Below are 14,102 nucleotides of genomic sequence, written 5' to 3' on the forward strand. Positions count from 1 at the left end.
CGGCGGCAATGCAGGTTTGCAACGGCAAGAGCAGTTCCCGAAGGGCTCGACAGCCAATTGGAGTCGGTCGGTGTGTCCGCGAATTCGGTCTACCTCTCCCCGGCGGGGAGAGGTCGGATTGCGAAGCAATCCGGGTGAGGGGCTCCAGCGCTCACGAGAGACCGTAACCCCTCACCCGATTTGCTGCGCAAATCGACCTCTCCCGATGGGAGAGGTGGACCTTCGCTGCCGCAGCAGCTCAAGCAGATTTCCTTCCACGCTACCGCTCGTCGGCGATCACCTTGCCGTCGTTCGGCAATGAGCCTGCGCGGACCAGTTCGACCGCGCCGCCAAGTTTAGTGACCGCGCGGAGCGTTGCCGTGAGCTCGTTTTGCAGGGTCGCATCAGGCGCGGCGCACTCCGCTCTTAACGTCATCACGTCGGTTTCCTCCGCGCGGCCGACGACCAGGCGGAGGCGGCCGAGCGCGGGATGGCGTTTTGCGATCTCGGCGATCTGCTCGGGGCGGACGAACATGCCCTTGACCTTGGTGGTCTGGTCGGCGCGGCCCATCCAGCCCTTGATGCGTAGATTGCTGCGCCCGCAGGGGCTCGTGCCCGGCAGGCTTGCGGTGAGGTCGCCGAGCGCCAGGCGAATCCAGGGATGATCGGGGTCGAGCGAGGTGACGACGATCTCGCCGACATCACCTGCTGCGACCGGATCGCCGGTGCCGGGCTTGACGATCTCCAGGATCAGATCCTCGTTGACCACCATGCCTTCGTGCGCCGGCGTCTCGAAGGCGACCATGCCGAGATCGGCGGTGCCGAAGGCCTGGTACGCCTCGATGCCATGCGACTTGATTTCCTTCTGCAGCGACGGCGGGAACGCCGCGCCGGAGACCAGCGCGCGCTTGATCGAGGATATGTCGCGGTCGGCGGCGATGGCCGCGTCGACCAGGATCTTCAAAAAGTCCGGCGTGCCGCTGTAGCCGTTCGGACGGTACGTCTCGATCAGCTCGAACTGCTGCTCGGTATTGCCGGGACCGGCGGGAATAACGGCGCAACCGAGGGCGCGTGCCGAGGAATCCATGATGAAGCCGCCGGGCGTCAGGTGATAGCTGAACGTGTTGAGCGCGATGTCGCCCGGGCGGAAGCCTGCTGCGAACAGCGCCCGCGCGCCGCGCCAGGGATCGGCATGGGCCGTTTCGGGCTCGAAGATCGGGCCGGGTGAGGTGAAGAGACGCGCGAACGCGCCTGATGGTGTAGCGACGAAACCGCCGAAAGGTGGTGCGGCCTTGTGCAGCGCAGGGAGCTCCGATTTGCGCAGGACGGGCAATTGCGCGAGCGCGGCGCGGCTGGTGATGGAAACGGGATCGACGCCGCGGAGGCGCTCGGCGTAGGCCGGGGCTTGCATCGCCTTGCGCAGGATGGCGGGGAGGCGGGAGAGCAGATCGGCCTCGCGTTCGGCCGGATCGCGGGTTTCTTTTGTATCGTAGTGATCGGTCATTTTGTTTTGCCCCTTGTCTTACTTCGCCCGGCTCACGGGGAAGGTCGAATTGCATCGCCAGATGCAATCCGGGTGAGGGGGACTCTCCGCGGACTGACGTCGTGGGGACAGCCCCTCACGGTAGCCGATGCTGTCGCATCGGCGTTCTTCGCATAAGATCGGCGGCCGGGGCCGCCGGTGCCCTCTCCCCGCGAAGGGCGGGGAGAGGGAGAAGGATCACAGCCACCGCTTCCGGCGCTTGAAGCTTTTCAAGTTCTTGAAACTCTTGCGCTGGTCGCCGGCGCCGCCGAGGTAGAATTCCTTGACGTCCTCATTGTCGCGCAATTCCTCCGCGGTGCCGTCGAGCACGACCTTGCCCTGTTCCATGATGTAGCCGTGGCCGGCGACCGAGAGCGCGGCGCGCGCGTTCTGCTCTACCAGCAGGATGGTGACACCGAGGTCGCGGTTGATCTGCTTGATGATGGCGAACACCTCTTTCACCAGCAGCGGCGACAGGCCCATCGACGGTTCGTCCATCAGGATCATCTTGGGGCGCGCCATCAGCGCGCGGCCGATCGCGAGCATCTGCTGCTCGCCGCCGGAGAGATAGCCGGCCAGCCCCGTGCGCTCTTTCAGCCGCGGGAAATAGTTGAAGACCATCTCGATATCGGCATCGACCTTGCGATCGCTGCGCGTGAAGGCGCCGAGCTTGAGGTTTTCGAGCGAGGTCATGTCCGCGACGATGCGCCGGCCCTCCATCACCTGGAAAATGCCGCGGCGGACGATCTTGTCGGGATCGATGCCATCGATCCGCTCGCCGTCGAACACGATCTCGCCGCGCGTGACCTCGCCGTCCTCGGTCTTGAGCAGGCCCGAGATCGCCTTCAGCGTGGTCGACTTGCCCGCGCCATTGGCGCCGAGCAGTGCGACGATCGCGCCTTTTGGAACTTCGAGGCTCAAGCCTCGCAGCACCAGGATCACGTCGTCGTACACCACCTCGATGTTGCGTACAGCGAGCAGGGGCGGCGCCGCGGCCGGGCCTGCTGCGGGACGTGTGATGTCGAGAGTTTCGACCATGCTTGATGACCTCTCACTGTGGTCCCCCGCGAAGGCGGCGGACCACGTACTTCTGAGACCGCCTGAGATTCACAGAGAAGCCCACGACGTACTCGATTTTAAGCTCACACGGAAATGGCGAGTGTGTGCTACTTCACCACCCGAACCATTCCGGCTTGCGCGGCAGCTCGACGGTCTTCACCTTCTCCAGCTTGATCGTGCCCTTGGCCATCAGGTCGTTGAGATTGCCGTCGGTCGCGCCGGAGACTTTCGCGCGATAGAGGTCGACCTTCATGGTGCCGCGATGGTCCTTCTCGGTCCAGGTCGAGGGGTTGCAGACGCCTTCCATGCCGGCGGGCACCCAGTCCTTCTTCTGGTAGAAGCCCTTGGCGACGTTGTCGCCGGTGGCGCCGCCGTTCTTGGCCGCCCAGTCCAGCGCTTCCTTCATGTACATCGCCGAGCAGACGGCCGCGATGTAGTGCACCGGGCGATAGACCTTGCCGGTGGGATCGGACATTTTCGAGATTTCCATCACCGTCTTCATGCCCGGCGCGTCGCCGCCCCAGGCCACCGAGGTGCGCAAGGGGAACACGATGCCGTCGGCCGCATCGCCCGCGGTCTTGGCGCCGTTCTCATCCATGCCCCAGACATTGCCGAGGAACTGCACGTCGACCCCGGCGGCCTTGCAGGCCTTCATCACCGAGATGTTGGAGGCTGCGGTGTTGCCGAGATAGGCATAGTTGGCGCCGGAGTTCTTCAGGCTCAGGCACTGCGCGGAATAGTCGCCGGGCGCGAGCGCAAAGACCAGCGGCGGCAGCACCTCGAAGCCGAGCTCGGTGGCGAGCGCTTCGCCCGCGGCCTTCGGCGCATTGGGGTAGGGATGGTTGGCGCCCATGTGGACGAATTTCGGCTTGCCCGGCTTGCCCTTGGCCTTCCAGTCATCGGCCGCCCACATCAGCATGGCGCGCAGTGCATCCGAATAGGTCGGACCGTAGAAGAAATTGTAGGGCGCGGGTTTTGCCTTGCCGCTCACGCCTTCGGGGTCGGTCAGCGCGGCCGCATAGGAGCCGGACATATCCGGAATCTTGTCCTGGGCGAGGAAGCCGGTCAGTGCCTCGGTGTCGGCGGTGCCCCAGCCCATGATCGCAGCGACCTTGTTGTCGGGTGCCGACCATTTCTTGTACAGCGCGATCGCGCGCGGCACCTGGTAACCGTAATCATTGCTGTCGACAGAGAGCTGCTTGCCGCCGATGCCGCCATTCTTGTTGATCCAGGCGAAGGTGTCGGCCACCGCCTGCCCGTAGGGCGTGCCGACATCGGACGTGCCGCCGGAGAGATCTTCCAGATGCCCGATCGAAATCTGTTGCGCACTGGCCGAAGCCGTGCCGAGCAGCAGCGCCAGCGATACCGCGCTGAAAAGGGATTTGAATGTCATTTGTTTTCCTCCGGTCTTTTGTTCGACGATGTTTGAGAGGCCAAAACCTCAGTGTGAGAACGGGTAGAGTTTCCAGTACATCTTGATCTGGCGCCAGCGGTGCGCGAGCCCGTCAGGCTCGAACATCAGGAACGCAATGATGATCAGGCCGATCGCGATCTCGCGCAGGAAGGTGATGTTGTTGTTGAGCGACAGCGCGTGATCGATCGCGCTCCCCTTCAGGGACGCGCTGATCCACTCCATCGATTCCGGCAGCAGAACCACGAAGGCGGTACCCATCAGCGTGCCCATGATCGAGCCGGTGCCACCAATGATGATCATGGCGAGAAACAGGATGGAGCGCTCGATGCCGAAGCCTTCCTGCGAGATCACGAGCTGGTAATGCGCATAGAGTGCGCCGGCGATACCGGCAAAGAAGGCGGCAAGGCCGAACGACAGCGTGCGGTATTTGGTGAGGTTGATGCCCATGATCTCCGCGGAGAGATAATGGTCGCGGATCGCGACCAGGGCGCGGCCGTCACGGGTGCGCATCAGGTTGGTGACGAGCAGGTAGCTCACGACGAGGTAGGCGAGCACGACATAGAAATATTGCCGGTCGCCGCGCAGCGTGTAGCCGAAGATCGAGAACGGATTGGCGCTCGCCGGCACCGAGCCGCCGGAAAACCATTCGGCGCGGGAGAAGAAATCGAGCAGGATGTACTGTGCGGCGAGCGTCGCGATGACGAGATAGAGCCCCTTCAGCCGCGCAGCCGGCAGGCCGAACACAAGGCCGACCAGCGCAGTGATCACTCCGGCGAGTGGGATCGCGAAGAAGACGGGAACGGGGAAATTGTTGTTGATGTAGGCCGAAGTGAAGGCCCCTAACAGGAAGAAGGCGGCGTGCCCGATCGAGATCTGGCCGGTGAAACCGACCAGGATGTTCAGCCCCAACGCTGCGATGGCGAAGATGCCGATCTGGATCGAGATGGCGAGCCAATATTCGCTGAAGAGCCGCGGTGCCAGGCAGAGCAGCACGACGCCGGCAATCGCGAAGTTGCGGCTGGTTTTGGTCGGGAAGATCGTGGTATCGGCCGCGTAAGAGGTGCGGAAATCGCCGGCTGGGATAAGGGTGGAGCTTGTCATGATCAGATCCGCTCGATGTCCTTGGTGCCGAACAGGCCGTAGGGCTTGATCATCAGGATAATGATCAGAACGTAGAACGGCGCGATTTCGTAGAGATTGCCCCAGTGCAGGAACTGGCTGTCGACATATTGGGCGACGTTTTCCAAAAGGCCAATGATGATGCCGCCCAGCACGGCGCCGCCGATGGAGTCGAGCCCGCCGAGGATCGCCGCCGGAAACACCTTGATGCCGTAGGCCGACAGTCCCGAGGAGACGCCATTGACGACGGCGACCACGACGCCGGCAACGGCGGAGACGGTGGCCGAAATCGCCCAAGCCATCGCGAATACGCTTTTCACGGAGATGCCGAGCGACTGCGCCACCTGCTGGTTGAAGGCGGTCGCGCGCATCGCAAGACCGTATTTCGAGGCGCGGAAGAACCATGCCATGCCGACCATCATGGCAAGCGAGACCACCAAGCTCATGAGATAGACGGTCTGGATCTGCAGGCCCAGGAAATCGACCGACTGGCTCTGGAACACCCGCGGGAAGGGCTGCGGGTTGACGCCGAAGATCCATTTCAGCGCGGCCTGGAACACGGTGGAGAGGCCGATGGTCACCATGATCACCGAGATGATCGGCTCGCCGATCATCGGTCTTAGAATCACGACCTGGATGGCGATGCCGAAGACGAACATGAATACGAGCGTCAGCGGCATGCCGAGCCAGAACGGCACCTGGAATTTGGTGAGCAGCGCCCAGCAAACCCAGGCGCCGATCAGGAGCAGTTCACCTTGGGCGAAGTTGACGACCTGGGTCGCCTTGTAGATCAGGACAAACGACATCGCGACCACGCCATAGAGCGTGCCGACGACGAGGCCGTTGACCAGGAGCTGGATGAGGAATGCGAGGTTCATGCTCTTGTATGCGATGCTAACCTCTCCCCGCAAGCGGGGCGAGGTGACGGTACCGACCTTCGCTTTGAAAATGGAGAGGGCTCACTCCGCGGCCTCCGCGAAACGAGCTTCGCTTGCCAGATCCACCACCCGCAAGCTCGTTCGAACCCGCTGGGTTGAGCCATCCTGGAATCGGATCACGGTGTCGACGGGGATGGTGGGCTCACCCCGATAGATCGCGTCGATGATGTCGGCGTATTTCTCGTTGATGACGCCGCGGCGGACTTTTCGCGTGCGGGTCAACTCGCCGTCGTCGGCGTCGAGCTCCTTGTAGAGCAGCAGGAATTTCGAGATGCGCTGCGCCGGCGGCAGCGTGGCGTTGACAGCCTCGACCTCCTTCTGCAGGAGCGCATACACTTCCGGGCGCGAGGCGAGATCGGTGTAGGTGGTGAACGAGATGCGGTTTTTCTCGGCCCATTTGGAGATGATGGAATAGCGAATGCAGATCATCGCCGCGAGCGCCTCGCGGCCGGCGCCGAGCACCACGGCTTCCGCGATATAGGTCGAGAATTTCAGCTTGTTCTCGATATATTGCGGCGAGAAGCGCTCGCCGCGCGAGGTTTCCGCGAGATCCTTGATGCGGTCGATGACGACGAGCTGTTTCGTGTCGTTGAAATAGCCGGCATCGCCGGAATGCATCCAGCCGTCTTTGATGTCGGCCACTGACGATTCCGGGTTCTTGTAGTAGCCCAGGAACATGTTCGGATGGCGTACCACGATCTCGCCGACGCCATGCACGTCCGGCTGCTCGATGCGGATCTCGATATCGTCGGCCATCGGCACGCCTGTGGTATCGGGATTGACCTTGTCGGTGGGATGCAGGGTGTAGGCGCCGAGCAGCTCGGTCTGGCCATAGAGCGTGCGCAAGGGCACGCCCATCGCCTGGAAGAATTTGAACGTGTCAGGCCCGAGCGCGGCACCGCCGGTGGCAGCCGAGCGCAGGCGCGTAAAGCCCAGCCGGTCGCGCAGCGCGCGGAACAGCAGCATGTCGGCGACAGCGGAATGATGACCTTTCTCGATCGCTGAAAGTCCGGTCTTCATGCCGAGCTCGTACAGGCCTTGCTTGAAAGGCGAGGCATCCATTACGCGCGCGCGGACATCGGCAGCGATCGACTCCCAGACGCGCGGTGCGAACAGCACGAAGGTCGGCGCGATCTCGCGGAAATCGTTCATCATGGTGTCGGGCTCTTCGACGAAGTTGACCTTCATCCGGCACAACAGGCCTTTGCCGAGCACGTAAACCTGTTCCATGATCCAGGGCAGCGGCAGCACCGAGACATATTCGTCCTCCGGTCCCTTGGGATCGCAGCAAAGATACGTCGCACAATGCCTGAGCACGCGCCCCGCGGCGAGCATAGCGAGCTTCGGGTGCGATGTGGTGCCTGAGGTCGTGCAGAGGATCGCGACGTGCTCGCCCTTGGTCGCATCGACGAGCTGGTCGTAGAGCGCGGGCTCGCGCGAGGCGCGGGCGCGGCCCATCTCCGCGAGCTTGTCGGCCGGCATCAGCCGCGGGTCGTCATATTTGCGCATCCCGCGCGGATCGGAATAGACGATATGCTTCAGCTTCGGCACGCGGTCAGCAAGCGTCAGCAGCTTGTCGACCTGCTCCTCATCCTCGGCAAAGACGAGCTTGGCCTCGCCATAATTGAGGAGATAGGCGGCTTCCTCGTCCAGCACGTCGCGATAGAGGCCGAGGCTCAGGGCGCCAAGTGCGTGGCTCGCGATCTCTGCCGCGACCCAGTCGGGCCGGTTGTCGCCGATGATGCCGATGACATCACCTTTTCCGATGCCGAGTTCGACCATGCCGAGCGCGAAGTCATGTACGCGGGCCTGGTAGTCGTTCCAGGTGAACAGGCGCCAGAGGCCGAGATCCTTCTCGCGCAGCGCGATCTCGCTGCCATGCTCGCGCGCATTGAGGCGCAAGAGTTTTGGATAGGTGTCGGCCTGCGCGACGCGGCCCGCATAATCCATCATGCCGCATTCTCCGCACGCGACGGCGCCGGCTGCTCCTCGGGATCGACCAGCACCTCGTCCTCTTCACCCAGATAGGCGCGCTTGACATGGGGATCGGCGAGCACGGAAGCCGGATCGCCTTCCGCGATCTTGCGGCCGAAATCCAGCACCATGACGCGGTGGGAGATATCCATCACCACGCCCATGTCGTGCTCGATCATCACCACCGTCATCCCGAACTCTTCGTTCAGGTCGACGATGTAGCGCGCCATGTCCTCCTTCTCTTCGAAGTTCATGCCGGCCATCGGCTCGTCGAGCAGGATCAGCTTCGGCTCCAGCGCCATGGCGCGGGCCAGCTCGACCCGTTTGCGCAAACCGTAGGGCAAGGTTCCGGCTTGCGCTTTCCGCACCGACTGCAAATCGAGGAAATCGATGATCTCCTCGACCTTGCGACGATGCTCCAGCTCCTCGCGCCGCGCGCCGGTAAGCCAGTATAGCGAGCCCGTAATGAAATTGTTCTTCAGCAGGTGATGCCGCCCGACCATGATATTGTCGAGCACGCTCATGTGGTGGAACAGCGCGAGATTCTGGAAGGTGCGGCCGATGCCAAGGGAGGCGCGGGCATTGGGGTTGAGCGGGGTGATGTCGCGGCCGCGATAGATCAGCTTGCCCTCGCTCGGCCGGTAGCGGCCGGAGATGCAATTGACCATGGAGGTTTTGCCGGCGCCGTTGGGGCCGATGATGGAGAACAACTCGCCGTCCCTGACGCCGAAATCGACCTCGGTCAGCGCGCGCACGCCGCCGAACCGCAAGCACACTCCACGCGCCGCAAGAATATCGTCCACCAAACCCCTCCCGGATGCGGCACCTTGAGGCGCTCTAAATCCCGTGTCGTCCTAAAGGACCGATCCTATATCGGTCGTTTTTTACCCGCCATGCGACCATTTATGATTTTGGTTGCCGCAGGGCGTCCTTCTCAACAATGCCGCACCCATCGGGCCTTGGAGCCTCGTCCGAGCGCGATGGTCCTCAATAGGGTAAAGCAATAGTTTGAAATGTCTTTTGCCGGACAATTCGCCGGCAATTTTCGGTGGCATTGTTGCAGTGCAATATGAAAATCCTTTATGAGGCGACCTGGTTGGTATCGCACTGGTTAGTGCATGATCGCTGAGGATTACCTGCGGCGGATCGCGATCTGGTCGCGCGAGCTCGACGCGCGCGAGATCGAGATGGCGCGCGGCGGCATTGTCGAGAGGTCCTATGCGGCGGGCGAGTCGATCTTCGTCCGCGGCGACCATTTCGACTACTGGACTGGCGTGGTCTCCGGGCTCGCCCGGATGGGCATCGTCTCGCGCGAGGGCAAGACCACGAGTTTCACCGGTCTCACCGCCGGTGCCTGGTTCGGCGAGGGCACCATGCTCAAGAAGGAGGCTCGGCGCTACGACGTGGTAGCGCTGCGCGACACGCGTCTCGCTCTGATGGACCGCACGACCTTCTTCTGGTTGTACGAGCACTCTGCCGCCTTTAACCGCTTCCTGGTGGTCCAGCTCAACGAGCGTCTCGGCCAGTTCATCGGCCTGGTCGAATATGGCCGGACGCTGGACGCCACCGCGCGGCTGGCGCGCTCCATCGCCTGGCTGTTCAACCCGATCCTATACCCCGATCTCAGCCGGCATATCGAGATAACCCAGGAGGAAATCGGAGCGTTGTCAGGCATCTCCCGGCAGAATGCCAACCAGTGTCTGAAGCGGCTGGAGCGGGAAGGGCTGCTGCGGCTCGAATACGGCGGGGTGACCATTGTCGACCTGGAGCGGCTGCGTGGCTACGGGGATTAGCGAGCGGGCTGACGGGATAGGTCAGTTCGCTGAGGCAACCGACTGATTTGAATCAGCTTCGGCATGCCCGCGGCGGCTTCTTCGCCAGCTCGGCCGCCATGGCCGAGATCAGCGGCTTCATGAAGAAAGCGTCATTCGCCGGCGTGATGTCCGTGCGCAGGCCATGTGCTTGCAGTTCGCCCGAGACAGCCGGTCCGACCGAGGCGATCGCGGTGCGCGTCAATCCCTCGCGCAAGGTAGCCTCGCAATTGTGAGCGCGGGCGGCTTCGACCAGGCGGCGGACCTGGCCCAGATTCGTCAGCGCGATGGCATCGATCTGGCCCGCGGCCATCTCCTCGATCGCGGTGACGATCTTGCCGTCGGCGGCCTTGGGGTCATAGACGTAAGGCAGCACGGTCTCGACGTCGGCGCCCCATGCCTTGATGGCGCCGATCAGCGCCGAATGGTCCTTGTCCGGATAGAGCTGCAGCGCCAGCCGATGCTCCTTCAATTCGACGCGCGACAGCATCTCGGCGACGCCTTCGGAGGTCGGCTTTTCGGTGGTCTGCTGTGGCTCGAGCCCGATCTCGCGCAAGGCGCGCCCGGGCTTCGGGCCGCGGGTGAATTTGCGCGCCTTGGCGAGGCTCGCGACAAAGTCCGCATCGTTGCCGACCCGCCGCGCCACTTTCATCAGCCGCCGCAGGCCCTCGCCGGTCAGCAGCACCAGATCGTCGAACGGCTTTTCAATGAAACGGGCGATGAAGGCCTCGACCGGCGCGGGATCGGGGGCATCATGGATCTCGAACATCGGGCATTGCACGACGTCGGCGCCCTGTTCCGCCAGGAGGCGCGAAAACTGTGCCTCCTCGCGCGTTTCCAGGATCAGGATGCGGTAACCGTTAAGCCTGTCGGCCATGCTCTTGTCTCTTAAAGCGTCATCTCAACGACAACGAGCCACTTTTTGTTCATCCTGACTCCCAAGGTGTGCTTGGCGCAAGGGCGATGGCTCTGATAGAGCAGGGCGCAAAATCCGCTCCTGCTCAAGGGTTAATCAGGCCGTTCCATGCCCGATCATCAATATGTGTTGACGCTCTCCTGCCCGGATCGGCCGGGCATCGTCTCTGCCGTGTCGACGTTCCTTGCCAATAGTGGACAGAATATCCTGGACGCCCAGCAGTTCGACGACGTCGAGACCAACAAATTCTTCATGCGGGTGGTGTTCACGGCCGCCGATCTCGCGGTGGAATTGTCGGCGCTGCAGACCGGCTTTACCGCCATCGCCGAGCGCTTTGCCATGGACTGGCAGATGCGCGACCGCGCCGCGCAAAAGCGAGTCATGTTGCTGGTCTCGAAATCCGACCACTGCCTTGTCGACATTCTCTATCGCTGGCGCACCCGGGAGCTTGCGATGGTTCCGACCGCGATCGTCTCCAACCATCCGCGCGAGACCTATGCCGGGCTCGATTTCGCGTCGATCCCCTTCCATCATTTGCCGGTGACGAAGGAGACCAAGCGCGCGCAGGAAGAGGCAATCTTCAAGCTGGTAAAGGAGACCAGGACCGACCTCGTGGTGCTCGCGCGCTACATGCAGATTCTCTCCGACGATCTCTCGGCGAAGCTGGCGGGATGTTGCATCAACATCCACCACTCGTTCCTGCCGGGTTTCAAGGGCGCAAAGCCCTATCACCAGGCGCATGAACGCGGCGTCAAGCTGATCGGCGCCACCGCGCATTACGTCACCAGCGATCTCGACGAAGGCCCGATCATCGACCAGGATGTCGAGCGTATCAGCCATCGCGATACGCCTGAAGACCTCGTGCGCAAGGGCCGCGACATCGAGCGGCGCGTGCTGGCGCGCGCCATCCGCTATCACCTGGGGGATCGCGTGATCCTCAACGGCCGCAAGACAGTGGTGTTCATGGATTGATTCACCGCTGCGGGGAGGGGTGAAGGTCGGCGCCTTCGCTGAGGCCCGTGCCCTAATGCACCGGGTCCACCCCTGACGGCGTTGATTGACTTGACGTCGTTGATGTTGACGAGGGGCTCGCGGCGGGCTTCGAGGTCGTGGACGATGACGATGGCTTCGCGGCCGGGGCTGCAGGCGATGCCGACCACGCAAACGGCTTGCTCGTCGCAGAGGATGATGCCGAGCTTTGCGCCTGCGGGTCGGGGGGACGCTGGTCGGCGGGAAGCTGTCGCAACCGTTCGCGCTCCTTCATCCACTCATCGTATTTGGCTGTTCCCGGCCGTGGCGGCGCGTCCGCCGGCAGGCCGCCGGCCCATTGCGGGACGTAGTCGCCCATGGCGGCTGACGCCCTCTCGTTGATGCTGGCGCAGCCGGCGAGCGACGAGCCGAGCAGCACGAGAGCGAGGGCAGTCAAAGGCTGGTGGAAGCGAGAGATCATATCGAGATCAGGTCGGGCCCGTTTGTAATCGGCAGGCAGGCATACACTGCCGGCCCCGCCGTGAGGCTAGCCGCTAACAGGTAAAATTGGCTTATTCTGGTTGGATAGGTATTAAGGTATTTTCGTGTCAACAAAAAAATCAGTCCCCAGCCTGGACGGCCGGGGACTGATCTCCGCGTCCGCCAGCGTTTATGGCGCGCAAGAGAAGCTTGAGGCAGCCTCGGCCGGGCCGGATTTGTAGTGCGGCCATGCCGGCCATTGGCACAGCGGCAGTGCGCGCGTGGTTGCGAAAGCCGGTGCCTCGATCTTCTGTTCGACGACCTCGAGATCGCCGGGCGCCTTGCCGCTCTCCACCCAATCGACCAGCACGCTCAGCATGTCGACATTGGCCGGCGCGCCCGAGCCGACATGGTCGACACCCGGCGCGGTGTAGAGCCGCGCGAACGCCGCGGTCTCCTCTTTGCCCAGCGAGAATTGCATGTTCTCGAAATAGCGGATGCCGGCGAACGGGCTTTGGGCGTAGTCGGACATGTGCTCGAGGATGATGAGCTTGCCGCCATGATCGTTGAAGGCGGTGAGGTTCGGATTGGTCGAGTCCATCAGCTGCGACACTTCAAGCACGCGCTGCTTGTGGTCCTCGGGCTTGTATTTGGCGACGTCGAGCTTGGGATCGCGCGCGAAAACATATTGCGTGCCGCCGGCGCCGAAAATCCAGGCAATGCCGTTGGTCTGGCCCGGCGGCTGCGTCGGCGCAGTCGTGCCGAGCCACCAGGACACCCAGCCGCCGGCCGAGGCGAAGGGTGGGGTGTTTTCGCCTGATACGCCCCAGCCCGGATAGTCGTCGACACCGTTCGCGAGCGGGAACGGGAAGGCGTACCGCGCATGCAGCGTGTCGATCGCCTTGATCTGCGCATCCGTCAGGCACTGGTCGCCATGCTGGCCTTCGGCACAGCGCAGCGTGTCGGGGCGGAACGTCGCCCGGCAGCCGACCGGATTTTCAATGATGGAATCCTCGATGCCGTCGGCCTTGTCGCAGGCCTTAAGGACGGCATCGGCAACGAGCTTGATCTGCGCGGGATTGATCCAGCCATCACCCATGGTGACAAGGCCCGAACGGGTCCCGGCATGCTGCAAGCCGACCCAGTTGATGACGGGGACTCGCGCGAGGATGCCGTCGAAGTCTTCGGGGTATCGTTGCGCCATGGTCAGCGCCTCGCGGCCACCTTCCGAGGAGCCCATGAAATACATCTTGTCCGGCTTCTTGCCGTAGGCGCGCACGACGAGCGCGACCGCGGCATCGCGCACCTTCTTGTAGGCCTTGTGTGCGAAATTCTCGAACGCTTCGTCGTTGAGCGCAAACGTCTGCGGCGGCTCGCCCGGCTTGGCCTCGTGGCCCGAGTCGGTACCGTAGGTGACAAAGCCGCGTGCCAGCGGCGAGGGCTTGTTGAAGGGATAGGCCGGCGGCAGCGCGAGGCCGGTGATCAGCACGCCGTTGAAGCCTCCGCCGCCATATTGCAGCGAGCGGCCATTCCAATCGGTCGGCAGGTTCACCTCGAACTTGATCGGCGGTGCTTTTGGATCGATTGGCTCGATATGGCCGAGCACCTTGCAGAAGGCGGGATTGGCCGGCGCGACGCGCGCAGCCGGGCTCCCGGCCCGCTCGGCGATGGATAGCGGCGTTGGCGCCTGCATCGCGGCGGAATCGATGCGGACCGCATCAGGTGCGTCTCCTGCGAGGCCGGAGCATGTCTTGGCGGCATCGCCCTGCAGCGGCGTGGCCGGAGCCGACGAGGCCGTCGCCATCACGGCAAACATCGCTGTCGCCCAGAGCCGGGCATCGATCCGCAATCGCATCATTATATTTCCACCCTGTCTTCTTCTTGCGTTATTTCGCGGCCCGCATTTCAGATGGCGGGCCGT

Annotated in this window: 12 protein-coding genes; 2 read left to right on the plus strand and 10 right to left on the minus strand. The window is 63.1% G+C overall.

The features are described from left to right. Positions 1–259 precede the first annotated feature (259 nt). From A3AI_RS0133310 to A3AI_RS0133340, 7 genes are all read right to left on the minus strand, one after another. Positions 260–1,483, minus strand: coding sequence for a phenylacetate--CoA ligase family protein (locus tag A3AI_RS0133310; RefSeq protein WP_024519706.1), 1,224 nt, complete (start codon positions 1,481–1,483; stop codon positions 260–262). 216 nt (positions 1,484–1,699) lie between these two features. After that, positions 1,700–2,539 (minus strand): ABC transporter ATP-binding protein, encoded by an 840-nt coding sequence (locus A3AI_RS0133315; RefSeq protein ID WP_024519707.1) that lies wholly within the window; start codon positions 2,537–2,539, stop codon positions 1,700–1,702. 133 nt (positions 2,540–2,672) lie between these two features. Continuing rightward, positions 2,673–3,953, minus strand: coding sequence for an ABC transporter substrate-binding protein (locus A3AI_RS0133320; protein WP_024519708.1), 1,281 nt, complete (start codon positions 3,951–3,953; stop codon positions 2,673–2,675). Positions 3,954–4,001: 48 nt separating this feature from the next. Next, complete coding sequence (locus tag A3AI_RS0133325; RefSeq protein ID WP_024519709.1) at positions 4,002–5,075, minus strand: branched-chain amino acid ABC transporter permease; 1,074 nt, start codon at positions 5,073–5,075, stop codon at positions 4,002–4,004. A 2-nt stretch (positions 5,076–5,077) separates the two neighbouring features. Beyond that, positions 5,078–5,971, minus strand: a complete 894-nt coding sequence (locus A3AI_RS0133330; protein WP_024519710.1) for a branched-chain amino acid ABC transporter permease — start codon at positions 5,969–5,971, stop codon at positions 5,078–5,080. An 81-nt stretch (positions 5,972–6,052) separates the two neighbouring features. Continuing rightward, positions 6,053–7,984 (minus strand): long-chain fatty acid--CoA ligase, encoded by a 1,932-nt coding sequence (locus A3AI_RS0133335; protein WP_024519711.1) that lies wholly within the window; start codon positions 7,982–7,984, stop codon positions 6,053–6,055. Next, complete coding sequence (locus tag A3AI_RS0133340) at positions 7,981–8,808, minus strand: ABC transporter ATP-binding protein (protein WP_024519712.1); 828 nt, start codon at positions 8,806–8,808, stop codon at positions 7,981–7,983. Before A3AI_RS0133340 ends, A3AI_RS0133335 begins: the two co-directional genes overlap by 4 nt. A gap of 315 nt (positions 8,809–9,123) precedes the next feature. Between A3AI_RS0133340 and A3AI_RS0133345 the strand changes: the two genes are divergently transcribed. After that, entirely contained in the window at positions 9,124–9,798 is a 675-nt protein-coding gene (locus A3AI_RS0133345; protein ID WP_024519713.1) for a Crp/Fnr family transcriptional regulator, read from the plus strand. 52 nt (positions 9,799–9,850) lie between these two features. Here A3AI_RS0133345 and A3AI_RS0133350 read toward each other — a convergent pair whose 3' ends face one another. Next, positions 9,851–10,693, minus strand: a complete 843-nt coding sequence (locus A3AI_RS0133350) for a uroporphyrinogen-III synthase (RefSeq protein WP_024519714.1) — start codon at positions 10,691–10,693, stop codon at positions 9,851–9,853. A 147-nt stretch (positions 10,694–10,840) separates the two neighbouring features. Between A3AI_RS0133350 and purU the strand changes: the two genes are divergently transcribed. Continuing rightward, a complete protein-coding gene (gene purU / locus A3AI_RS0133355) occupies positions 10,841–11,704 on the plus strand; it encodes a formyltetrahydrofolate deformylase (RefSeq protein ID WP_024519715.1) in 864 nt (287 codons plus the stop codon). A 52-nt stretch (positions 11,705–11,756) separates the two neighbouring features. Here purU and A3AI_RS50135 read toward each other — a convergent pair whose 3' ends face one another. Together A3AI_RS50135 and A3AI_RS0133365 are read right to left on the minus strand one after the other, a co-directional pair. Further along, entirely contained in the window at positions 11,757–12,182 is a 426-nt protein-coding gene (locus A3AI_RS50135) for a hypothetical protein (protein ID WP_349509711.1), read from the minus strand. A gap of 189 nt (positions 12,183–12,371) precedes the next feature. Further along, positions 12,372–13,997, minus strand: coding sequence for a tannase/feruloyl esterase family alpha/beta hydrolase (locus A3AI_RS0133365; RefSeq protein ID WP_502685782.1), 1,626 nt, complete (start codon positions 13,995–13,997; stop codon positions 12,372–12,374). Positions 13,998–14,102: the final 105 nt, after the last annotated feature.

It is taken from the genome of Bradyrhizobium sp. Tv2a-2 (assembly GCF_000472425.1).
GTDB lineage: Bacteria > Pseudomonadota > Alphaproteobacteria > Rhizobiales > Xanthobacteraceae > Bradyrhizobium.

Coding starts and splice junctions, on each gene's coding strand:
- A3AI_RS0133310 (WP_024519706.1), bottom strand. CDS start 1,483: ATGACCGATCACTACGATACAAAAGAAACCCGCGATCCGGCCGAACGC.
- A3AI_RS0133315 (WP_024519707.1), bottom strand. CDS start 2,539: ATGGTCGAAACTCTCGACATCACACGTCCCGCAGCAGGCCCGGCCGCG.
- A3AI_RS0133320 (WP_024519708.1), bottom strand. CDS start 3,953: ATGACATTCAAATCCCTTTTCAGCGCGGTATCGCTGGCGCTGCTGCTC.
- A3AI_RS0133325 (WP_024519709.1), bottom strand. CDS start 5,075: ATGACAAGCTCCACCCTTATCCCAGCCGGCGATTTCCGCACCTCTTAC.
- A3AI_RS0133330 (WP_024519710.1), bottom strand. CDS start 5,971: ATGAACCTCGCATTCCTCATCCAGCTCCTGGTCAACGGCCTCGTCGTC.
- A3AI_RS0133335 (WP_024519711.1), bottom strand. CDS start 7,984: ATGATGGATTATGCGGGCCGCGTCGCGCAGGCCGACACCTATCCAAAA.
- A3AI_RS0133345 (WP_024519713.1), top strand. CDS start 9,124: ATGATCGCTGAGGATTACCTGCGGCGGATCGCGATCTGGTCGCGCGAG.
- A3AI_RS0133350 (WP_024519714.1), bottom strand. CDS start 10,693: ATGGCCGACAGGCTTAACGGTTACCGCATCCTGATCCTGGAAACGCGC.
- purU (WP_024519715.1), top strand. CDS start 10,841: ATGCCCGATCATCAATATGTGTTGACGCTCTCCTGCCCGGATCGGCCG.
- A3AI_RS50135 (WP_349509711.1), bottom strand. CDS start 12,182: ATGATCTCTCGCTTCCACCAGCCTTTGACTGCCCTCGCTCTCGTGCTG.
- A3AI_RS0133365 (WP_502685782.1), bottom strand. CDS start 13,997: ATGTTTGCCGTGATGGCGACGGCCTCGTCGGCTCCGGCCACGCCGCTG.